Raw genomic sequence first — 21,133 nt, forward strand, 5'->3', positions numbered from 1 at the left:
TCACGGCTCGCGTCAGCGGGTGCGCTCGCGCTGGTGGGACAGCGCCTCGAGCTGTTCGTTGTACGCCCGGAGCTCGGCGTCGTCGTCGCGCTCGGCCTGGCGGTCCTTGCGGACGGCCTCTCGGCCGTCGCTGCGGCTCCACATGATGGCGACGGCGATGGCCATGACGATCGTGGGGATCTCGCCGACGCTCCAGGCGATGCCGCCGGCGACGTACTGGTCCTGCATCGGCGTCGGGCCCCAGGTGCGCCCCATGGCGCCGTACCAGTCGGCGAGGAAGAGCCCCGTGGCGCTCATGATGCCCAGGCCGAAGAACGCGTGGAACGCCATGGTGCCGAGCAGCACGACGAGTCGGGCGGGGTAGGGCAGTCGACCCTTGACGGGGTCGATGCCGATCATCGACTGCACGAAGAGGTAGCCGGTGATCAGGAAGTGCACGATCATCCAGTAGTGGCCGATGTGGGTGGTCGTCGCCCAGCTGAACAACGGCGTGTAGTAGAACGCCCACAGCGAGCCCGCGAACAGCACCGCCGAGATGATCGGGTTGCTGACGAAGGTCGCGAACCGGGAGTGCACGAGGATCATGATCCACTCGCGGCCACCGCGGGTGCCGTCGCTGCGCTTCTTGATGGTGCGCAACGCGAGCGTCACGGGCGCGCCCGGCACGAGCAGCACGGGCACGAGCATTCCCAGTGCCATGTGCGCGAGCATGTGGGTGCTGAAGAGGTACTCCTCGTACACGTTCGGGGCGCCGCACGTGATGTAGAACAACACGGCCAGGCCCGCCACCCACGACACGGTGCGGCCGACCGGCCAGCGGTCGCCACGGCGGTGCAGGCGCACGACGCCGGCCAGGTAGAAGAAGACGCCGAAGGCGCAGAGCAGCCCCCAGAGCAGGTCGACGTTCCATTCGGTGAGGTAGCGCAACGGCGTCAACTCGGGGGGCAGCGCCTCTTCGGTGAGGATGACCGCGGGGGTCGGGTCGGCCAGGTCGGCCGCGGCGACCTGCTCGACCGGGGTGGCCGTCCGGGCGAGTGCGGCGGCGACGCCGGAGGCGAGCCCCATGAACGCGAGCTCGGCGGTGACGAACCACCAGAAGGCCTTCGTCGTCGCCTTGGGGTGGGTCGTGAGGCGGCCGACGAGCCAGCGGCGTTGCACGACGCCGAACAACCCCAGCGCGACGAGGGCGAACGTCTTGACCAGCACGAGCACGCCGTAGCCCGACGTCAGGGCCGACCAGTCGCCGATGCGGATGGCGGCGCTGCCGATGCCCGACACCGCGACGACCACGAAGCAGACGATCGCCACGCTCGAGTAGCGCGCGAGCACGATCGCCAGCCGCCCGCTCGAGAGGTGCCCGCGCAGCAGCACGATGGCGAGCAGGCCGCCCAGCCAGACCGACGCCCCGACCAGGTGCAGGGCGAGGTCGGTGACGGCGGCGTCGTGGCCACTCGTACCGGCCGCGTGGCCCTGCTCGGCGATGGGGATGAGCCCGCCGGCGGCGAGCACCGTGACGGCGACGATCAACCAGATGTTGCGGACGATGAAGCAGAGCACCGTGACGGTCGCCGCGATCAGCGTCGTGATCAGCCAGGCGATGCCGAGCTCGGTGTTCGTCAGGAAGAACGCGAGCGTCCGCCCGAACTGGTCGTCGAAGGTGACCGGCACGTTGGCGACGCTGAGGAAGGTGAAGAAGGTGGTGATCGCCGAGGCGACGGCCCAGAACCCTGCCGCGGCGGCGGCGACGTCCATGGCGCGGTCGTACTCCGCTTCGCGTCGGGTGAGTGCGAAGCAGGTCAGGAAGAGCGTGCCGATGGTGAGGGCCGCGCCGACGTTGCCCAGCATCTTGGCCATGGGCAGCCCGTAGCGGACGACCTCGCCGGGGTCGACGACGAGGGGCGCGTCGGCCGCCCCGCCGAACTTCAGAGCGGCGAGGAGGGACGCGAACGCCACCAGCACGAGCAGTGCGGGCGCCGTGGTGCGGGCGAGTCTGGGCATCGTCTACCAGGGTAAGTCGGATCGCCTGGTGAACGGGTGCGGGTGGGGGGCGTCGCTCGACGTCGAGTGATCCGTCCGGGCGACCGGCGCACGGACGACCGAGCCTGTCGGCGGGGCGGGACGAGACGAGGGGGAACGAGAGAAGGGGCGTGACGACCGATGGTCGTCACGCCCCTTCTCGGGTGCTCGTGAGAGCGAGGACTACTTGACCGCAGCCTTGAGCTTGCTGCCGGCGCTGACCTTGACGCTGTCGCTGGCGGCGATCTCGAGGGCCTCACCCGTCTGCGGGTTGCGGCCGGTACGAGCGGCGCGGTGCGTCTTCTCGAAAGCGATCCACCCGGGGATGGTGACCTTCGTGCCGTCGGCGACCGACTTCGAGACGACGGAGAAGAACGCGTCGACGACGCCGCTGACGGCGGCCTGGCTCTGGCCGGACTCGGATGCGACAGCTGCGACGAGCTCGGTACGGTTCAGTGACTTGTCAGCCATGTAAATGTCCTCCTCGGACTTCATTCGGTGTGACGAGACACGGCGTTCACCATGCCTGTGCGGTCGAGACCAGAGAGCCGAGGGCCCTGTGGAACCGGTTGAAACCTACCAGGAAGACTTCGTGATGCCCGGCAACTCGCCACGGTGGGCCATGTCGCGGAAACGCACGCGGCTGATGCCGTAGGCCTTGAGGTGACCGCGGGGGCGGCCGTCGACCGAGTCGCGGTTGCGGAGGCGGACCGGCGACGCGTTGCGCGGCAGCTTCTGCAGACCGAGGCGAGCGGCCTCGCGGCTCTCGTCGGAACCGTTCGGGTCGATCAGGGCCTTCTTCAGCTCGAGACGCTTCTCGGCGTAGCGGGCCACGATCTCGGCGCGCTGGTTGTTCTTGGCGATCATGCTCTTCTTGGCCATTTTTAGCGCTCCTCGCGGAATTCGACGTGCTTGCGAATCACCGGGTCGTACTTCTTCAGCACGAGACGGTCGGGGTTGTTACGACGGTTCTTCTTGGTCACGTACGTGAAACCGGTGCCCGCCGTCGAGCGGAGCTTGATGATGGGACGGACGTCCTGCTGACGAGCCATTAGATCTTCTCCCCACGAGCGAGCAGGTCCTTGACGACCGACTCGATGCCACGAGCGTCGATGACCTTGATGCCCTTGGCGCTGAGCTGAAGGGTCACGTTACGACGAAGCGACGGCACGTAGTACGTCTTCTTCTGGATGTTCGGGTCGAAACGACGCTTGGTGCGTCGGTGCGAGTGCGAGATGTTGTGTCCGAAGCCGGGAACGGCTCCGGTCACCTGGCAGGTTGCTGCCATGGTTTTCCTCCGTAGATACCGTGAGGGCCGGAGCCCTCACCCAAGGTCACTTGTCGGCGCGCCGGTCCCCCTGCCCGATCGAGGGATCGGGCGGTGTAGCCGGGAGGCGGTGCACATGGGCGCAGAGAGCGCCCAACCAAAGGGAGAGCTTACGCGACACGCCCGGACCCACGCAACCCGCGCCTCCCCGACTCGGGGTCGGGGCTCGGGGCTCGGCGCTCGGAACCCGGGGCTGCGGCCACGCGATCGCCTCGGCGCGCGCCGACGGGACGAGGAGGCGCGGCTCAGCTGATCGAGGAGGCGCGGCTCAGCGGATCGCGGAGGCGTCGGCGGCCGCGCGGGCCTCGGCCGTGCACGCGGGGCACAGGCCGAACACGTCGACCACGTGCTGCGCCTCGGTGAACCCGTGCGTCGCGGCGACGTGCTGGGCCCAGGTCTCGACCTCGTCGGCCTCGATCTCGACGGTGGTGCCGCAGTTGCGGCAGATCAGGTGGTGGTGGTGCGTGCCCGGGGTGCAGGCGCGGTAGAGGCTCTCGCCTTCTTGCTGCAGCGAGTCGGCCGAGCCGTCGGCGGCGAGGTCGGCGAGGGCCCGGTAGACCGTGGCCAGGCCGATGCCGGTCTCGCGCAGGTGGGCGTGCAGCGCCTGCGCGCTGACGAACCCCTCGCTCGTGCCGAGTGCTTCTCGCACGGCCTCGCGCTGCCACGTGTTGCGTCGGACCACCACGGCGTCCTGCCTCTCTGTGTGTCGGACCTCTGTGTGTCGGACCTCGGTGCGTCGGGTCCCGGTGCACCGGGACCAGGTGTGTCGGACCCCGGTCTGCCTCAGACGCCGGTCGGTGCCAAGGGTACCCGCGGGCCCCTGCGCGGCTTCACGGCGGCGGCCGTGCGACGCCAGCCGACCAAGCGGCAGACGAGCCAGATCGTGAACGAGATCGTGGTGACGTAGGGGCTGATCGGCAGGCCGCCGCCCAGGGCGAGCAGGATGCCGCCGACGACCGAGACGACCGCGAAGGTCACGCTCAGCACGGGCACGAGCCGGGGGTTGACCGTGAGCCTCAGCGCGGCCGCGGCGGGCGTGACGAGCAGCGAGAGCACGAGCAGCGCCCCGATGATCTGGACCGACACCGCGACCGACAGGCCCAGCACGAGCATGAAGACGATGCCGAGCGTGCGCACGGGGACGCCGGCCGCCGCGGCGACGTCGGGGTCGACGCTGGCGAAGGTCAGCGGACGCCAGATGACGATCAGCGTGACGATCACCACGGCCGAGATGGCGACGAGCCAGCCGAGCTGTGGGTTGTCGACCGACACGATCTGGCCGGTCAGCAGCCCGAACTTGTTGGCCGACCGCCCTCGGTAGAGCGCCAGGAAGAGGATGCCGAGGCCGAGGCCGAACGGCATGAGCACCGCGATGATCGAGTTGCGCTCCCGCGCCCGGGTGCCCAGCAGCCCGATCAGCAGGGCGGCGATCAGGCTGCCGACGAGCGAGCCGCTGACGACGTTCACGCCGAGCAGCAGGGCGGCGGCGGCACCGGCGAACGAGAGCTCGCTGATGCCGTGCACCGCGAAGGGCATGTTGCGCGTGATCACGAAGGGCCCGATCAGGCCGCCCACCAGGCCGAGCACGGCGCCCGCGACGACGCTGTTGCGCACCAGCACGAGCAGCTCGCCGAAGTCCTGGAAGCTGAACAGCTGCGACCACAGGTCGGTCATCGGACGAGCCCTTCGTCGTCGAGGTGTTCGTCGACGTGGTGGTCGTGCCCGTCGTGGCTGCCGACGATCACGATGCGCCCCAGGGTGCGGATCACGTCGACCGGGGTGCCGTAGAGGTCGCTCAGCACGTCGGCGCGCAGCACCTCGTCGGGTGTTCCGATGCGGAACCGGCCTCCGGCGAGGTAGAGCACCCGGTCGACGACGTCGAGGATGGGGTTGACGTCGTGCGTGACGAACACGACCGCGGCGTTGCGGGCCCGCCGCTGCTCGTCGATCAGGCGGGTGACCTCGCGCTGGTGGCGCAGGTCGAGCGAGATGAGCGGCTCGTCGCAGAGCAGCAGGGCCGGTTCGGCGGCCAGCGCCTGCCCGACCCGGGTGCGCTGCTGCTCGCCGCCGCTGAGGCTCGCGACCGGAGAGGTCGCGAACGACGTCGCGCCGACCTCGTCGACCAGGGCGTCGATGCGGGCCCGTTCGGCCGGGGTCTCGCGGCGCGGCCCCCAGCGGTGGCCCGTGACGCCGAGCGCGATCATGTCGCGGGCACGCAGCGGGGTGCCGGACTCCATCAGTCGTTGCTGCGGCACGTAGCCGATGCGGCGGTGGCCGCGCCCGACCGGCCGGCCGAGGAACTCGATGCTGCCCTCGGTCAGGTGCTGCTGCCCGAGGATCGTGCGCAGCATCGTCGTCTTGCCCGCACCGTTCGGCCCGAGCACCGCGATGAACTCGCCCGGCCGCACGTCGAGGTCGAGACCCGACCAGAGCGTGCGGGCGCCGAACGAGACCCCGGCGTCGCGGAGGCGCAGCACGGCGTCGCCGCCGCCACCGGCCGAGGAGGCGCGGGTGGCGGCGGCGACGGAGGTCGCGCCGGACGGGTCGGTCACTCGCCGAGGGCCGCCGAGATCGCGTCGATGTTGCTCTGTTGCCATGCCACGTAGTCTTCCCCCTCGGGCAGCAGCTCGGTGACCGGCACGATGGCGACGCCGGCGTCGGTCGCGGCCTTCTCGACCTGCTCGGTCTCGGGGCTCGAGGTCTGCTCGTTGTAGGCGAGCAGGTCGACCTTCCCGTCGGTGAAGAGCTTCAGGGTGTCGTTGAGCACGGCGGGCGACACGTCGTCGCCCTCCTCGATCGCCTCGGAGAAGGCCTCGGGCGTCACGTTGACCAGGCCCATCGCGTCGAAGAGGTAGCCGGGCACGGGTTCGGTGTAGGCGACCGGGTCGCCGTCGTGGGCCGTCTTGATCGAGGCGGCCTGCGCCTCCAGGTCGGCGATCTTCGTGCCGAAGGCCTCGGCGTTCGCGGTGAAGGTGTCGGCGTTCGCCGTGTCGACCCGGCCGAACTCGTCGGCCAGGGCCGTGGCGAGCTTCGCCATGCTCGGCAGGCTGTAGAACACGTGCTCGTTGAACGCGGCGTGGTCGTGGTCGTCGTGCTCGTCGGCCTCTGCGGTGGCGTCGTCGCTCGCGGCGTCGGTGGCCTCGTCGGCGTGGTCGTCGTGCCCGGCCTCGGGGTCGAGCCCCGAGACGTCGACGGCGGTGATCACGGTGGCGTCGGTTCCGCTCGCGTCGACCATCGTGTCGACGAACGAGTCGTAGCCGCCGCCGTTCTCGACGACCACGTCGGCCTTGGAGACGGCCAGCTGCGTGCGGGCGTCGGCCTCGTACGAGTGCGGGTCCTGCGAGGGGTCGCTGATGATGCTGGTGACGTCGACCAGGTCGCCTCCGACGGTCTTCGCGATGTCGCCGTAGACGTTGGTCGACGTGACCACCGAGATCGCGCCTCCGTCGCCGGAGTCGGTCGAGCCCGAGGCGCCCGTGGCGCAACCGCTCAGCACGAGGGCCGCGGCGGCGGGCAGGACGAGCAGGGTCGGCAGCGAGCGCATCTTCATGGTCGCCACGCTATTGCTACTGATAATGATTGTCAAAACGAGGAGGCGCGGGTCGGCCGAGCGCGCCTCCCGCGTCGCGAGACAGCGCGACACCCCCTGCTCGGCACGACACCCCCTGTTCCGAGGGTGTGATGCCGGACAGGGGGTGTCGCAGCGCGCCTAGGCCTTCGTGGCGGCCTCGACGGACTCGGCGCCGGCGGCGTCGTCGTCCTCGCGCCCGGGCGTCTTGAGGTTCCACTTCTTGATGACGAAGCTGAAGAGGACGTAGTAGACGACCGCGTAGCCGAGCCCGATCGGGATGAGCCAGATCGAGTTCTGCGAGATGTTGAAGTTCAGCACGTAGTCGATCAACCCCGCCGAGAAGGTGAACCCGGTGTGGATGTCGAGTGCGTTGACCAGCATCATCGACGTGCCGGTCAGCACCGCGTGGATCACGTACAGCGGCCAGGCGACGAACATGAACGAGAACTCGAGCGGCTCGGTGATGCCCGTGATGAACGCCGTCAGCGCGGTCGACAGCATGATGCCGCCGATCAGCTTCTTCTTCTCGGGGCGGGCGTGACGCCAGATCGCCAGGGCCGCGGCGGGCAGGGCGAACATGAAGATCGGGAAGAACCCGGTCATGAACACGCCGGCGCTCGGGTCGCCGGCGAAGAAGCGGTTCAGGTCGCCCCGGACGATCTCGCCGCTGGCGTTGGTGTAGTCGCCGACCAGGAACCACACGACCGAGTTGAGGATGTGGTGCAGGCCGGTGGGGATCAGCAGGCGGTTGGCGACGCCGTAGATGCCGCTGCCGACCACGTCATTCGACGCGACCGCCTGGCCGATGCCGGTGAGGGCGTTGTTGAACAGGGGGTAGATGAACGACATGACGACGCCGACGACCAGGCCCGTGACGGCGGTGAGGATCGGCACCATGCGACGGCCCGAGAAGAACCCGAGGAAGTCGGGCAGCTTCGTGCGGTAGAAGCGCTGCCAGATCATCGCCGAGAGGATGCCCATCACGATGCCGGCCAGCACGCCGTAGTTGATGACCTCGGGGTCGCCCGTCGGGGTCTCACGGCCCGCGAGCACGACCGGCGACATGGCCTTGAAGACGCCGTCGATCACCATGTAGCCGACGACCGCGGCGAGGGCCGTCGAACCGTCCGACTTCTTCGCCCAGCCGATCGCGATGCCGACCGCGAAGATCAGCGGCAGCCAGGTGAAGACCGCCTGCCCGGCGGCGCCGATCACCGAGGCACCCGTCTCGAAGCCGGGGATCGCGCCGAGCAGGTCGGCCTGCCCGAGTCGCAGCAGGATGCCCGCCGCCGGGAGCACCGCGATCGGCAGCATGAGGCTGCGCCCGAGGCGCTGCAGCACCGCGAAGGCGGCCGAGCCCCTCTTCTTGGTCGGGGCCGACTCGGTCGTCGTCGTCATCAGGTGGTCCTCTCGTCGGTGAGCAGCCGTGGTGCGGGGCGGGTCGGGTGTCGTGCGGGTGGGGCGGTTCCGGAGGCGCGGGTCGCGTCGAGCGCGGAGCCTCCGGTCCTGTCCGGTCATGACCAGTGAGTGGTAGTTTCCTCAGACCGACGCGTGGTGTCAACTAGGACGACACCCTCGTCGCCGCGAGCGACCGACCCACGGAGGAGAACAGCTCATGTCGAAAGCACAGGCCATGATCGACGGACTCGGCGGCGCCGACAACATCGAGGAGATCGAGGGCTGCATCACGCGCCTCCGCACCGACGTGCGGGACATCTCGCTCGTCGACGACGCCGCCCTCAAGGCCGCGGGAGCCACCGCCGTCGTCCACGCGGGGGGCAGCGTCCAGGTGATCGTCGGCACGATCGCCGACTCGCTCGCCGAAGACATCAACGACCTGCTGCCGTGACCACGGTCCTCTCGCCCGTCGCCGGCCGGGTGGCGGCGCTCGCCGAGGTGCCCGACGCCGTCTTCGCCGGGCAGCTCGTGGGCGCGGGCGTCGCGGTCGAGCCGAGCGCGCCTCCTGGAGGGGGTGTGGTCTCCGTCGTCTCGCCGGTCGCCGGCGAGATCGTCAAGCTGCACCCGCACGCGTTCGTCGTCGTGGGCGGGTCGGGCACCGGCCTGCTCGTGCACGTCGGCATCGACACGGTCAAGCTCGGCGGCGAGGGCTTCGAGCTCGTCGTGGCCGAGGGGGCGACCGTCGCGGCGGGCGACGTCGTCGTCCGCTTCGACCCGGCCGTCGTGGCCGAGGCGGGCTACTCGGCCGTCATCCCGGTCGTCGTGCTCGACAGCGCCCCGGACAGCGTCCCGCAGCAGGCCGTCGGCACGACCGTCGCCTCGGGGGAGCCCCTCTTCGACCTCTGAGGCCGACACGGCGCGGCCAGGAGTCAGTCGGGCGTCGTGCCCGACTCGACCTGCATCTGCAGGCGGTAGCGGTCGGAGCGGTACCAGCTCTTGGCGTGTTCGAGCGGGACGTCGCCGGCGAACGAGATCCGGTCGAAGTACATCACCGGGGCGCCCTCGCTCGTGCCGAGCAGCGTGGCGACGTCGGCGTCGGCCCCCTCGGCGCTGACCGTCTGGGTCGCGCGGGTGATCGGCGTCGCGTAGTCGCCGTCGAGGGTCCGGTAGAGCGAACGGCTCAGGTCGTGGTCGAGCAGCCCGGGCAGCCGGTCCGCGGGGTACCAGCCGTCGTCGATGCTGACCGGCACGCCGTCGGCCAGGCGCAGGCGCTTGACGTGGAACGCCGAGGCGCCGTCCTCGAGTCCGAGGGCCGCGGCCGTCTCGGGCGGGGGAGCCGTCTCGGCCTTGACCAGCACGATCGTGCTCGGCACGTGGCCGAGCTTCGTCATCTCGTCGGTGAACGAGGCGAGGTGCAGCGTCGACTGGACCACGCGGTGGGCCACGAAGGTGCCCTTGCCCCGCACGCGGGTCAGCCAGCCCTCGTTCACGAGCTGCCCCACGGCCTCGCGGACCGTGATCCGGCTGACGCCGTACTCGAGCATGAGCTGGCGCTCGCTGGCGATCGCCGAGCCGGGCTGCTGACCGGCCGCGAGCCGCTGCACGATGGAGCGCAACTGCTCGTGCTTCGGCACGGCTCCGTCGGTGATGCGGTCGGTCATGGGCCCCCTCGTCCGTCGCGCCCGAGGGTGGTCCCATCTGGTCATGACCGGTCGTCCTGCCCTCGACGTTACTGCACGCCGACCGTCGCCAGCCAGGTCGGGGCCCGGCTGCCCGCGGGGTTCCCAGGAACGGACGAGGAGGCGCGGGCTCAGTCGAGCAGGAGCGCGGGCTCTTCGAGGACGCTCGCCACGTCGGCCACGAACCGGCTGGCGACGTCGCCGTCGACCACGCGGTGGTCGAAGCTCGCCCCGATCGTCGTCACCATGCGCGAGCGGACCTCGCCGTCGACCACCCAGGCCTTGGGTTTGATCGTGCCGAGGGCCACGATCGCGACCTCGCCCGGGTTGAGGATCGGCGTGCCGGTGTCCATGCCGAAGACGCCGATGTTGGTGATCGTGATCGTGCCGTCCCGCATGTCGGCCGGCGTCGTCTTGCCGTCTCGGGCGGTCAGCGTCAGCTGTTCGAGGGCCTGGGCCAGCTCGAGCAGGCTCATCGACTGGGCCTCCTTGACGTTCGGCACGATGAGGCCACGCGGGGTGGCCGCGGCGATGCCGAGGTTGACGAAGTGCCGGACGAGGATCTCGCGGTCGGTCCAGGCCGAGTTGACCATCGGGTTGCGTCGCACGGCCCAGATGATCGCCTTGGCCATGATCAGCAACGGCGACACCTTGACGCCGGCGAACTGCGGCGACGCCTTCAACCGCTTGACGAACTCCATCGTGCGGGTGGCGTCGACGTCGACGAACAGGCTGACGTGCGGGGCGGTGAACGCCGACGACGTCATGGCCGCGGCGATGGCCTTGCGGACGCCCTTGACGGGGATGCGCTCGACGCGTTCCTCGCCCCACTCGGGCGTCTCGATGTTGCGGAAGACGCTGGCCTGCTGGGCGTGACGGATGACGTCGTCGCGGGTGACCTCTCCGGCCAGGCCGGTCGGCTGGACGACGGCGAGGTCGACCTCGAGGTCTTTGGCGAGCTTGCGGATGGGCGGCTTCGCGATGATCGGCAGGGCCTGCGCGGCGGGCACCGACGTGGTGGGGCGCCGCCGGGCCTGCTCGGCGACGCGCAGCTGCCGGGCGTCGACCTCGGTCTGCGACGGGCGACGGCGGCGGGTCGAGCCGTGACCGCCCGCGGCGCCGTAGCCCACGAGCACGGCACCCGAACCGGAGTCGGCCGGGGCCTCGGGGGCGTGCGCGACCGAGCCGGTGTCGCCGTCGGCGCTGACCGCGTCGGCCGAGCGGGCCGGGGCGGCGGGGGAGGAGCTCTGCACCGGGGTGGCGGACGCCGCGGGCTCGGCCTGGCGGGCGCGCTGCGCGGAGAGTGCTTGTTCGTTCTGCGACACGACCTGCGCCGTGCGGGCGAGTCCGCCCGACTCGAGGGACTCGGACTCGGCGGCCCGACCCGACGCGGTCGCGGGCGCCGTCGAGTCGCCGACCCGGATGATCGGGGTGCCGACGTCGACCGTGGTGCCCGGTTCGACGAGGATGCTCTCGACCACGCCGGCGTAGGGCGACGGCAGCTCGACGAGCGACTTCGCGGTCTCGATCTCGACGAGCACCTGGTTGATCTCGACGTTGTCGCCGGGGGCGACCTTCCATTCGACGATCTCGGCCTCGGTCAGGCCCTCGCCGACGTCGGGCAGGGTGAATTCGCTGGTCATGTCGTGACTCCTAGTAGGCCAGGGCCCGGTCGACCGCCTCGAGCACGCGGTCGGCGTCGGGCAGGTACTGCGTCTCGAGCTTGGCAGGAGGGAAGGGGGTGTCGAAGCCGCTGACGCGCAGCACGGGCGCCTCGAGCGAGTAGAACGCCTTCTCGGCCACGGTGGCGGCGATCTCGGAGCCGACCGAGACGAAACCGGGGGCCTCCTGGGCCACCACGAGACGCCCGGTCTTGCGGACCGACTCGAGGATGGGCCCGTAGTCGACCGGCGAGAGCGAGCGCAGGTCGACGACCTCGGCCGAGACGCCCTCGGCTGCCGCGATCTCGGCCGCCTGGAGCAGCACGCTGACCATCGCTCCGTGCCCCAACAGGGTGACCTCGGTGCCCGTCCGGACGACGCGGCTCGCGTGCAGCGGTGCCTGCGGGTCGCTCAGGTCGACGTCGCCCTTGGGCCAGTAACGGCTCTTGGGCTCGAAGAACATGACGGGGTCGTTCGACGCGATCGCCTCCTGGATCATCCAGTAGGCGTCGTGCGGCGTGCTCGGGCTGACGACGCGCAGGCCCGCGGTGTGGGCGAAGTACGCCTCGGGGCTCTCCTGGTGGTGCTCGACCGCGCCGATGTGCCCGCCGTAGGGCACGCGGATCACGACGGGCATCGTCAGGGTGCCCTCGTGCCGGTTGGTCAGCTTGGCGAGCTGCGACGTGATCTGGTCGAAGCCGGGGTAGATGAATCCGTCGAACTGGATCTCGCAGACCGGGCGGAAGCCACCCATCGCGAGTCCGATGGCGGTGCCGACGATGCCGGACTCGGCGAGGGGGGTGTCGATGACGCGTCTGTCGCCGAACTCGGCCTGCAGCCCTTCGGTCACGCGGAAGACGCCGCCGAGCGTGCCGATGTCTTCTCCCATCAGCAGGACGCGGGGGTCGTCGGCCATGGCCTTGCGGAGGCCGGCGTTGATCGCCTTGCCGAGCGGCATGGACTGCACGGAGGCGCGGTTCGACTCGGTCGTGCCGGTCGGGTTCTCGACGGTGTCGGTCATGCTGCCCCCTCGTCGGTGGTCGCGGTCTCGCCCGCGCCGCCGAAGCTCTGCTCGTAGGTCGCCAGCCACTGCTTCTGCTCGGTCATGAGCGGGTGCGGCTCGGAGTACACGTGGTCGAAGATGAGGCCGCGGTCGGGGTTCGGCAGCGAGACCGTGCGCCGACGGACGTCGGCTCCGAGGTCGTCGCCCTCGGTCTCGAGGTCGGCGAAGAACGCGTCCCCCTCGCCTCGGTTCCGCAGGAAGGCCTCGAAGCGCGTGATCGGGTCGCGGGCGATCCAGGACTGCAGCTCGTCGTCGGTGCGGTACTTGGTGGGGTCGTCGGACGAGGTGTGCGCGCCGACGCGGTAGGTGAGCGCCTCGATGAAGCGGGGCCCGCCGCCGCCGCGGGCGGCCTCGAGGTCGCGGCGGCTGACGGCGTAGCTCGCGAGCACGTCGTTGCCGTCGACCTGCGTGCCGGGGATGCCGAAGCCGCCGGCCCGGGCGACGAGGGGCGTGCGCGACTGACGCGCGACCGGCACGCTGATCGCCCACTGGTTGTTCTGGAGGAAGAACAGCTCGGGGGTCTGGAAGCTCGCGGCGAAGACCAGGGCCTCGCTGACGTCGCCCTGGCTGGTCGCCCCGTCGCCGAAGAACGTGACCACGGCCTGGTCGACCTCGGGATCGCCCGTGCCGCTCTTGCCGTCGAGGCCGAGCCCCATGGCGAAGCCGGTCGCGTGCAGCGTCTGCGAACCGATCACCAGCGTGTAGACGTGGAAGTTCTGGTGCTCGGCGGGGTTCCAGCCGCCGTGCGTGTGACCGCGCAGCAGGCGCAGGATGTCGACCGGGTCGATGCCGCGGGACAGCGCGACGGCGTGCTCGCGGTAGGACGGGAAGAGGTGGTCCTGCGGGCGGGTGGCGTGGGCCAGGCCGACCTGGGCCCCCTCTTGGCCGTGGCTCGGCACCCAGAGGGCGAGCTGCCCCTGGCGCGCCAGGGCCGCGGCCTCGCGGTCGAATCGACGCGTCAGCACCATGTCGCGGTGCAGGGCGCGGAGTCCGTCGTCGCCGAGGGCGTCGACGTAGGGGCGGAACTCGTCGGCCGCAGCCGACTCGACCACCTCGCCCGACGGCGACAGGAGCTGGACGGGCGGCGGCGCGTCGGTCGCTTCGGAGGAAGACATGGCGTCCAATCTATTCCGCGGCATATGCCGTCACCGGGATGTGAGGTCGACGATCTGCTGGGCGGCGTGCAGCAGCTTGTCGACCGACGACGGCTCGCCGATCGTGACGCGGACGCCCTCGCCCGCGAACGGCCGGACGACGACCCCGTGGTCGGCGAACACCTGGGCCGCGGCCGCCGTGTGCTCGCCCGTGGCGAGCCAGACGAAGTTGCCCTGCGCCTCGGGCACCGTCCACCCCTGGTCGATCAGGGCGCGTCGCACCTGGTCGCGCAGCAGGACGATGCGGTCGACCCGCCCGAGCAGCTCGTCGGCGTGCTCGAGCGAGGCGAGGGCCGCGGCCGCGCCCTGCTCGGTGACGGCGAGGGGGATGGCCGTGGCCCGCGCGGCGTCGAGCAGGTAGGAGGCGCCGATCGCGTACCCGACGCGGAGTGCGGCCAGCCCGTACGCCTTCGAGAAGGTGCGCAGCAGGACGAGGTTCGGGTGCAGCTCGGTGAGCGTCTCGCCGTCGACGGCCGTGCTGTCGGTGACGAACTCGGCGTACGCCTCGTCGAGCAGCACGAGCACGTCGTCGGGCACCGCGGCCATGAACGACTCGAACTCGCCCGTCGACACCGTGGTGCCCGTCGGGTTGTTGGGGGAGCAGACGATGACGACGCGGGTGCGGTCGGTGACGGCCGCGGCCATGGCCTCGAGGTCGTGGCCCCCGTCGGCCCGCAGCGGCACCTGGACGCTCGTCGCACCGGCCACCGTGACGAGCCCCGGGTAGGCCTCGAACGAACGCCAGGCGTAGACGACCTCGTCGCCGACCGAGGCCGCGGCGAGCACGAACTGGGCCAGCAACGAGACCGACCCCGCGCCGACGTGCACCTCGTCGACGGTGACGCCGAACCGGGTGGCGAGGGCGGTCCGCAGGGCCGTCGCCGAGGCGTCGGGGTAGCGGTTGAGCGAGACGGCGCCACGGACGGCCTCGACGACCGAGGGGAGGGGCTCGAACGGGTTCTCGTTCGACGACAGTTTGAAGGCGTCGGGGGACGCCTGCTTGCCCTGGCGGTAGGGCGGGAGGGCGGCGATCTCGGGACGGAGTCGGACGGGAGTGGTCACGCGGCCAGCCTATGGGGCGGGGGCCGCGTCGCGGCAGGGCACCGCGCCTCCTCGGGGGATCCGGTCGGGCACTACCGCCCGTGGAGGAGAGGTCGGCATGATGGGGGGATGACCCGATTCGTCGTGAGGCTGCTCATCAACGCGGTGGCCCTGTGGCTCACCACGCTGCTCGTGTCGGGGGTGACGGTGACGCCCTACGGAGCAGGGGGCACCCTCGAGACGATCGTGACCTTCCTGCTGCTCGCCCTGGTCTTCGGAATCGTCAACGGCGTGGTCGGCACGGCGATCAGGGTGGTGGCCTTCCCCCTCTACATCCTGACGCTCGGCCTGATCGCGTTGATCGTGAACGGGCTGCTGCTGCTGATCGTGGCGTGGATCTCGGATCTCTTCGGCTTCGGGTTGACGATCGACGGTTTCTGGTGGGGCGTGATCGGTGCCGTCGTGCTCGCGGTCTTCGCCTGGGCCATCGGCGTCGTCGTCCGCCCCGTGGTCGGGCGGGGTGACCGGAAGCGGTGAACCGGTTCCGCATCTGCTTCGTCTGCACGGGCAACATCTGTCGCTCGCCCATGGCCGAGACCGTGCTGCGCTCGCTCGCCGACGACGCGGGCCTCGGCGACCGGATCGAGGTCACGAGCGCGGGCACCGGCGACTGGCACGTCGGCGAGAGGGCCGATCCCCGCACCGTCGAGGCCCTGGAGCGCCGCGGCTACGATGGTTCCCGGCACCGGGCGAAGCAGTTCGAGGCCGACGACTTCGCGCGCTACGACCTCGTGGTGGCGTTCGATCGCGGCCAAGAACGCATCCTCCGGGCCTGGGCAGGCGACGACGCCGACCGCTCGAAGGTGCAGCTGCTGCTCACCTTCGCTCCCGACGCGGCGCCGGCGGGTGGCGGTCTCGACGTCCCCGACCCGTACTACTCCGACGCAGCACTCTTCGACGAGGTGCTCGACATGGTCGAGCGCGCCTGCTCGGCCCTCTTCCGCCAGATCGAACCCGCACTCCGCAAGGGACAGTCATGACGTTGCCTCCTCAGCCCCTCAGCCCGCTCGACGGCCGCTACCGCTCGTCGGTCGGCACGTTGGGGGACCACCTCAGCGAGGCGGGGCTGAACCGGGCCCGCGTGCACGTCGAGGTCGAATGGCTGATCGCCCAGACCGACCGCCGTGCGTTCGGCTCGACGCCGCTCGACGACGAACAGAAGCGGGCGCTGCGGGCCGTCGTCACCGACTTCGGCCAGGCGGCGATCGACGAGCTCGCCGGCCTCGAGGCGACGACCCGTCACGACGTCAAGGCCGTCGAGTACTTCGTGCGGGCACGGCTGGCCGAGCTCGGGCTGGACGGGATCGCCGAACTCACCCACTTCGCCTGCACCAGCGAGGACATCAACAACCTGTCGTACGCGGTCACCGTCAAGGCGGCCCTGTTCGACGTCTGGCTCCCGGCCTTCGACGCCGTGCTCGCCGCCCTCACCACCTGGGCCACCGACGCCCGCGACGTGCCGATGCTCGCGCACACCCACGGGCAGCCGGCGACGCCGACCACGGTCGGGAAGGAGTTCGCCGTATTCGCGCACCGCCTGCAGCGTCTGCGCTCGCAGATCGTCGGCACCGAGTTCCTCGGCAAGTTCAGCGGGGCGACCGGCACGTTCTCGGCCCACGTCGTCGCCGACCCCGGGCTGGACTGGCCCGAGACGGCCCGCTCCTTCGTCGAGGACGCCCTGGGGCTGACCTTCAACCCGCTGACGACGCAGATCGAGTCGCACGACTGGCAGGCCGAGCTCTACTCGCGCGTCGCCCACGCCAACCGGGTGCTGCACAACCTCGCCACCGACGTGTGGTCGTACATCTCGATGGGCTACTTCACGCAGATCCCGCAGGCGGGGGCGACCGGCTCGTCGACCATGCCCCACAAGATCAACCCGATCCGCTTCGAGAACGCCGAGGCCAACCTCGAGATCTCGTCGGCGCTCTTCGACTCGCTGGCCTCGACCCTGGTCACCAGCCGCCAGCAGCGCGACCTCACCGACTCGTCGGCCCAGCGCAACATCGGGGTCGCGTTCGGCCACTCGATGCTCGCGCTCGACAACCTGCGTCGCGGCCTCGGCGAGATCGCCGTCGGCACCGTGACCCTCGAGTCCGACCTCGACTCCAACTGGGAGGTCCTCGCCGAGGCCATCCAGACGGTCATCCGTGCCGAGGTCGTCGCCGGACGATCCTCGATCGACGACCCCTACGCCATGCTCAAGGAGCTGACCCGCGGCAAGCGCGTCGGCCAGGCCGAACTGGTCGCGTTCGTCGAGGGCCTGGACGTGTCCGACGAGGCCAAGCAGCGCCTCGTGGCCCTGACCCCGGCGACCTACACGGGCATCGCGGCGCAGCTCGTCGACCGCCTGGCCTGACCCCGGGAGGCGCGGGTCGGCCCGTCAGGACGGCCCGCGCACCCGAGGGCGCCGCGCGACGGCTCAGCGGCCGACGGGCCGCGACGGAGCGGCGGCCGACGGGCAGCGACGGGCAGCGGCCGGAAGGCCGCGGCAGTGGATCCGGGTCGCGTCAGTGGCCCCGCGGCTTGTCGGCGTCGTCGATCTCGTGTCGCTCGTCGTCGTTGGGCTTGGCCGCGAGCGCGAGCATGGCGATCGTGACGAGCGCGACGATGAAGCCGATGCAGAGGAAGATCAGCGCCAGCTGGAGGTCGCGCGTCGTCATGAGCACGACGAGGCCGACGAAGGCGGCGAAGACGCCCGACAGTCCGAGGAACTCGGCGGGGCGGAACCGGTCGCGCCAGGTGGGGTGGGTCATGACGTTCGTCCCTTGTCGTCAGGGGTGTCGGCAGGGGCCGGGTGCCCGGTCTGCCATTTGAGCGAGAGGCCGGCGATCACGAGGAACACGCCGACCAGGGCGCCGTAGGCGCCCAGGATGCCGACGAGCACGGTCGAGGAGGTCAGTTCGCCCTCGATCTGCTCGATGCCGCCGAGCTGCTGGCTGTAGTCCGGCGGGACGACCAGGAAGACCAGGGCCAGGACCAGGGTGAGCACGCCGACGGTCGTCCAGTCACGGGCGAGCGGCGAGCGACGACGACGTCGCAGGCCGGTGAGCAGTTCGAGGCCGCCGGTCAGCACGGCCCAGGCCGTCACGAAGGCGACCAGCACGGGCAGCTGACCGTGCGAGAAGACGAGGCAGAGGGCGCCGATCACGGCACCGACGACGCCCTGCAGGACGGCGATGGTGCGGCTCGAGCGGTCGTGGAGGCGCAGGGCCGATCCGACGGCGAGCACGACACCGCCGGCGACCGCCGCCGCCCCGAAGGTCAGCAGGCCGACCTGGGGCGAGTGGTCGGGGTTGAAGGTGATGGCCGCCGCGGCCGAGAGGGCCGGGACGGCACGCAGCACGGGGACGGGCCAGTACGCGGAGAGCGACGGGTCGACGCCCCTGCCCGAGGGGTCGGGCGACGCCACGGGGGCGGTCGCGCCGGAGTCGTGGTGCGCAGGCGTCACGAGACCTCTTTCACGGGTGGGGGACCCGCCGAGTTTACCGCGCGCTCCTGAACGCCAGGCGGCGGACGGTGCCGAGCGTCAACGGCCAGCCGCGGCCCCTGAGCGTCCCGAGCTGACGTGCCATGTGGGCAGGCGTCACCCGCAGCACCCCCTCGGCCTCGAGCGACAACCCCGCGAGCACACCGTCCAGCGAACGTCGGGTGGAGGCCAGCCCCTCGGCCGTGTCCAGCCCCACCGCGATCCGCACGCCGGTCGGCAACCGGCTGACCCGGGTGTAGGCGGTGGTCGTGTCGGCCCACGTGGACCGCCAGCCGGGCCGGACCTCCTTCACGCACTCGAGGAGGCGCACCGTCGCGACGTCGGGGTCGGGGTGGTCGGCGGTGAGCAGTCGGTAGTAGGTGCGTCGGGCGCCCTCGGTGCTCACGAAGAGCAGGTCGGCGTAGCCCGCCACGACCGTGGCGGGCCGTGGCCCGATGCCCACCACGGTGCCGCCTCCGAGCCATGAACCGTGGCCGTCCTTCGCGTCGGGCCAGAGCCCGACGAGGACCTCGAGCCCGGAGATCTCGATCTCGTGCGCCGGTGCGTCCGACGCCGCCGCCCCGAGGGCGGAGTCCCGCAGGCCGTGGCCCTGATGGGCGTCGCGTTCGCCCGTCCTGTAGGGCACCTGCTCGAGGTCGTGCACCACCCCGCGGAGCCGCTCGACAAAACTCGCTGTCATCGACGATAGGTTACGTGTGAAATACGAGAAGCCGCAACCCTCCTGCACGGCGACCTCCCGACACCTTCCCAGCCCACGCCGTTACGTTCGCACCATCTTCGGGCCGCCTCCGGCCCATCCACCCGGCTGAGAAGTCGACCAGCCGCGGGAGCCCGATGACCGCCACCGTCCCCACGACCCCCCGAACCGCGTACCCGCGCATCGTCCACGCACCGGCAGGTGCGGCACCCGCCGGGTTCCGCCCCACCGTCGCCGGACAGGTCGGCAAGCCGACCAGCACGTACTCGAGCCTGCTCAAGTCCGTGCGCGAGGCGGGCCTGCTGCAACGCCGCACCGGCTTCTACGTCACGGTCTTCGTCGTCCTCGTCGCGTGCCTCGGCGGCGCGGCCACCGGGTTCGTCCTGTTGGGCTCGAGCTGGTTCCAGCTGTTGATCGCCGCGGCCCTCGGCGTCATCCTCACGCAGTTCGCGTTCCTCACGCACGAGGCCGCGCACCGCCAGGTGTTCGAGTCGGGCACGCGCAACGACAAGGTCGGTCGCGTCCTCGCGGCCGGCGTCGTGGGCATCAGCTACGCGTGGTGGATGACCAAGCACAGCCGCCACCACGCCAACCCGAACACCAAGGGCAAAGACCCCGACATCGCGTTCGACACGATCTCGTTCCTCGAAGAGGACGCGGCGAAGCAGCGCGGCGTGCTCGGCTTCATCACCCGCCGTCAGGGCTACTTCTTCTTCCCCCTGCTGCTCGGCGAGGGCGTCAACCTGCACGTGACCTCGTTCCGCACGTTGCTCGGCCGTGACAAGGTCGAGGGCCGCGCGCTCGAGATCACGCTCATCGCCGTGCGCCTCGTCGCCTACTTCGGCGTCGTCTTCTGGTTCCTGCCGCTCGGCATGGCCTTCGCCTTCATCGGCGTGCAGATGGCCGTCTTCGGCCTCTACATGGGGTCGTCCTTCGCCCCGAACCACAAGGGCATGCCGATCATCCCCGAGGGTGCGAAGGTCGACTTCCTGAGCAAGCAGGTGCTCACCTCGCGCAACATCACGGGTCGACACTCGACCGCCTTCATGGGCGGGCTGAACTACCAGATCGAGCACCACCTGTTCCCGAGCATGGCGCGTCCGAACCTGCGCGCGGCCAGCGCCCTGGTGAAGGCGCACTGCGCCGAGCACGGCATCCCCTACACCGAGACGACGATCGGCAAGTCGTACGCGATCGTCATCCGGTACCTCAACCGCGTCGGCCTCTCGGCCCGCGACCCGTTCGACTGCCCCGCGGCGTACGCGATGCGTCCGCGCTAGGCGGCGTCGAACACAGGGGCCGCAGGAGGCGCGGGCCGGGTCAGGCGATCCGGCTCGCGCCTTCGTCGTCCCCCGAGGAGCCCTCGTCGTCCCCGGAGGAGCCCTCGTCGTCCGTCTCGCTCAGGTGGGCCAGGCGGCCAGCTGCCAGCCCAACCAGGGCGAGAAGGCGAAGGGTGCCGCCGCGACCGCGTCGCGAAGCTCTCCGGGCTCGACCCACGCCCACTCGGCGACCTCGTCGGGCGAGGGATCGGGCAGGCCGACGGCGCGGGCCGTGAAGACCGGGCAGATCTCGTTCTCGACGACGCCCGAGGCGTCCGTGGCGAGGTACCGGAACTCGGGCAGGATCACCTCGACGTCGCGGACCTCCATGCCGAGCTCTTGGTGGGCGCGCCGCATCAACGCCTCGGCCGGCGTCTCGCCGGGGGCGGGGTGGCCGCAGAACGAGTTGGTCCAGACGCCGGGCCAGGTCTTCTTCGACAGGGCTCGTCGGGTGACCAGGACGCGGCCGAGTTCGTCGGTGACGTGACAGCTGAACGCCAGGTGCAACGGCGTCGTGGCGGTGTGCACGGTCGCCTTCGCGGTCGTGCCGATGGGCGTGCCCTCGTCGTCGAGGAGCACCACGAGCTCGTCGTGCGCGCCCGGGCGGTCACCGGACGTCGGCTGGGGATGCGTCGAGATCTCACGGGTCATGAGAGG

25 protein-coding genes are annotated in these 21,133 nt (G+C 70.8%); 6 read left to right on the forward strand and 19 right to left on the reverse strand.

Annotation, left to right across the window (positions count from 1 at the left end; genetic code table 11):
• Positions 1-12 precede the first annotated feature (12 nt).
• The 10 genes from ACIOSR_RS13960 to ACIOSR_RS14005 all read right to left on the reverse strand — a co-directional run bounded on the left by ACIOSR_RS13960 (position 13) and on the right by ACIOSR_RS14005 (position 8,312).
• Entirely contained in the window at positions 13-1,998 is a 1,986-nt protein-coding gene (locus ACIOSR_RS13960) for a cytochrome c oxidase assembly protein (protein WP_173154520.1), read from the reverse strand.
• 201 nt (positions 1,999-2,199) lie between these two features.
• A complete protein-coding gene (locus tag ACIOSR_RS13965; RefSeq protein WP_043595940.1) occupies positions 2,200-2,487 on the reverse strand; it encodes an HU family DNA-binding protein in 288 nt (95 codons plus the stop codon).
• Between the two features lie 105 nt (positions 2,488-2,592).
• Positions 2,593-2,898, reverse strand: a complete 306-nt coding sequence (gene rpsN / locus ACIOSR_RS13970) for a 30S ribosomal protein S14 (protein WP_043595941.1) — start codon at positions 2,896-2,898, stop codon at positions 2,593-2,595.
• A gap of 2 nt (positions 2,899-2,900) precedes the next feature.
• A complete protein-coding gene (gene rpmG / locus ACIOSR_RS13975; protein WP_043595944.1) occupies positions 2,901-3,068 on the reverse strand; it encodes a 50S ribosomal protein L33 in 168 nt (55 codons plus the stop codon).
• A complete protein-coding gene (gene rpmB, locus ACIOSR_RS13980) occupies positions 3,068-3,304 on the reverse strand; it encodes a 50S ribosomal protein L28 (protein WP_043595945.1) in 237 nt (78 codons plus the stop codon). Before rpmB ends, rpmG begins: the two co-directional genes overlap by 1 nt.
• Positions 3,305-3,611: 307 nt before the next feature.
• Positions 3,612-4,025, reverse strand: a complete 414-nt coding sequence (locus ACIOSR_RS13985) for a Fur family transcriptional regulator (protein WP_054145907.1) — start codon at positions 4,023-4,025, stop codon at positions 3,612-3,614.
• A gap of 101 nt (positions 4,026-4,126) precedes the next feature.
• Positions 4,127-5,017, reverse strand: a complete 891-nt coding sequence (locus ACIOSR_RS13990; protein ID WP_056049779.1) for a metal ABC transporter permease — start codon at positions 5,015-5,017, stop codon at positions 4,127-4,129.
• The gene (locus ACIOSR_RS13995) at positions 5,014-5,895 is read right to left on the reverse strand and encodes a metal ABC transporter ATP-binding protein (protein WP_402752924.1); all 882 of its coding nucleotides are present in this window, start codon (positions 5,893-5,895) and stop codon (positions 5,014-5,016) included. The genes ACIOSR_RS13990 and ACIOSR_RS13995 overlap by 4 nt, the downstream gene beginning before the upstream one ends.
• Entirely contained in the window at positions 5,892-6,893 is a 1,002-nt protein-coding gene (locus ACIOSR_RS14000) for a metal ABC transporter solute-binding protein, Zn/Mn family (protein ID WP_402752925.1), read from the reverse strand. The genes ACIOSR_RS13995 and ACIOSR_RS14000 overlap by 4 nt, the downstream gene beginning before the upstream one ends.
• A 159-nt stretch (positions 6,894-7,052) precedes the next feature.
• On the reverse strand, positions 7,053-8,312 hold the full coding sequence (locus ACIOSR_RS14005) for a PTS transporter subunit EIIC (protein ID WP_056049777.1): 1,260 nt from the start codon (positions 8,310-8,312) through the stop codon (positions 7,053-7,055).
• Between the two features lie 217 nt (positions 8,313-8,529).
• Between ACIOSR_RS14005 and ACIOSR_RS14010 the strand changes: the two genes are divergently transcribed.
• A complete protein-coding gene (locus tag ACIOSR_RS14010; RefSeq protein WP_054145886.1) occupies positions 8,530-8,763 on the forward strand; it encodes a glucose PTS transporter subunit EIIB in 234 nt (77 codons plus the stop codon).
• Complete coding sequence (locus tag ACIOSR_RS14015) at positions 8,760-9,218, forward strand: PTS glucose transporter subunit IIA (RefSeq protein ID WP_402752926.1); 459 nt, start codon at positions 8,760-8,762, stop codon at positions 9,216-9,218. The genes ACIOSR_RS14010 and ACIOSR_RS14015 overlap by 4 nt, the downstream gene beginning before the upstream one ends.
• Positions 9,219-9,241: 23 nt before the next feature.
• Here the strand turns inward: ACIOSR_RS14015 and ACIOSR_RS14020 are convergent, their stop codons facing one another.
• The 5 genes from ACIOSR_RS14020 to ACIOSR_RS14040 form a co-directional block, all read right to left on the reverse strand.
• Positions 9,242-9,973 (reverse strand): GntR family transcriptional regulator, encoded by a 732-nt coding sequence (locus ACIOSR_RS14020; protein WP_285063834.1) that lies wholly within the window; start codon positions 9,971-9,973, stop codon positions 9,242-9,244.
• A gap of 149 nt (positions 9,974-10,122) precedes the next feature.
• Positions 10,123-11,634, reverse strand: a complete 1,512-nt coding sequence (locus ACIOSR_RS14025; protein ID WP_402752927.1) for a 2-oxo acid dehydrogenase subunit E2 — start codon at positions 11,632-11,634, stop codon at positions 10,123-10,125.
• Positions 11,635-11,644: 10 nt separating this feature from the next.
• Entirely contained in the window at positions 11,645-12,673 is a 1,029-nt protein-coding gene (locus tag ACIOSR_RS14030) for an alpha-ketoacid dehydrogenase subunit beta (protein WP_402752928.1), read from the reverse strand.
• The gene (locus ACIOSR_RS14035; protein ID WP_056049763.1) at positions 12,670-13,830 is read right to left on the reverse strand and encodes a thiamine pyrophosphate-dependent dehydrogenase E1 component subunit alpha; all 1,161 of its coding nucleotides are present in this window, start codon (positions 13,828-13,830) and stop codon (positions 12,670-12,672) included. The genes ACIOSR_RS14030 and ACIOSR_RS14035 overlap by 4 nt, the downstream gene beginning before the upstream one ends.
• Positions 13,831-13,860: 30 nt before the next feature.
• Positions 13,861-14,931 (reverse strand): histidinol-phosphate transaminase, encoded by a 1,071-nt coding sequence (locus tag ACIOSR_RS14040; protein WP_056049761.1) that lies wholly within the window; start codon positions 14,929-14,931, stop codon positions 13,861-13,863.
• 108 nt (positions 14,932-15,039) lie between these two features.
• Here ACIOSR_RS14040 and ACIOSR_RS14045 point away from each other — a divergent pair, with 108 nt between their 5' ends.
• From ACIOSR_RS14045 to purB, 3 genes are read left to right on the forward strand one after another with little or no spacing between them, the layout of a single operon-like run.
• Positions 15,040-15,447, forward strand: coding sequence for a phage holin family protein (locus ACIOSR_RS14045; protein WP_056049758.1), 408 nt, complete (start codon positions 15,040-15,042; stop codon positions 15,445-15,447).
• A 50-nt stretch (positions 15,448-15,497) separates the two neighbouring features.
• Positions 15,498-15,950 carry a low molecular weight protein-tyrosine-phosphatase gene (locus tag ACIOSR_RS14050; protein WP_402752973.1) on the forward strand — a complete coding sequence of 151 codons (453 nt, stop codon included), beginning with the start codon at positions 15,498-15,500 and terminating at the stop codon, positions 15,948-15,950.
• Complete coding sequence (gene purB, locus ACIOSR_RS14055) at positions 15,947-17,329, forward strand: adenylosuccinate lyase (RefSeq protein WP_123570915.1); 1,383 nt, start codon at positions 15,947-15,949, stop codon at positions 17,327-17,329. The genes ACIOSR_RS14050 and purB overlap by 4 nt, the downstream gene beginning before the upstream one ends.
• Before the next feature lie 151 nt (positions 17,330-17,480).
• On the opposite strand, the gene ACIOSR_RS14060 is transcribed toward purB, so the two are convergent.
• The 3 genes from ACIOSR_RS14060 to ACIOSR_RS14070 are packed head-to-tail and all read right to left on the reverse strand — an operon-like array spanning position 17,481 to position 19,139.
• Entirely contained in the window at positions 17,481-17,726 is a 246-nt protein-coding gene (locus tag ACIOSR_RS14060; protein ID WP_043594098.1) for a hypothetical protein, read from the reverse strand.
• Complete coding sequence (locus tag ACIOSR_RS14065; protein ID WP_233568417.1) at positions 17,723-18,421, reverse strand: DUF308 domain-containing protein; 699 nt, start codon at positions 18,419-18,421, stop codon at positions 17,723-17,725. Before ACIOSR_RS14065 ends, ACIOSR_RS14060 begins: the two co-directional genes overlap by 4 nt.
• Positions 18,422-18,455: 34 nt before the next feature.
• On the reverse strand, positions 18,456-19,139 hold the full coding sequence (locus ACIOSR_RS14070) for a hypothetical protein (protein WP_148053656.1): 684 nt from the start codon (positions 19,137-19,139) through the stop codon (positions 18,456-18,458).
• A 155-nt stretch (positions 19,140-19,294) separates the two neighbouring features.
• Here ACIOSR_RS14070 and ACIOSR_RS14075 point away from each other — a divergent pair, with 155 nt between their 5' ends.
• Entirely contained in the window at positions 19,295-20,437 is a 1,143-nt protein-coding gene (locus ACIOSR_RS14075) for an acyl-CoA desaturase (protein ID WP_159825601.1), read from the forward strand.
• A gap of 120 nt (positions 20,438-20,557) precedes the next feature.
• Here ACIOSR_RS14075 and idi read toward each other — a convergent pair whose 3' ends face one another.
• Positions 20,558-21,127, reverse strand: coding sequence for an isopentenyl-diphosphate Delta-isomerase (gene idi, locus ACIOSR_RS14080; RefSeq protein WP_200412634.1), 570 nt, complete (start codon positions 21,125-21,127; stop codon positions 20,558-20,560).
• Positions 21,128-21,133 lie beyond the last annotated feature (6 nt).

Origin of the sequence: Frigoribacterium sp. NPDC087798 (assembly GCF_044742985.1) — a bacterium.
In the GTDB taxonomy this organism is placed as follows: Bacteria; Actinomycetota; Actinomycetes; order Actinomycetales; family Microbacteriaceae; genus Frigoribacterium.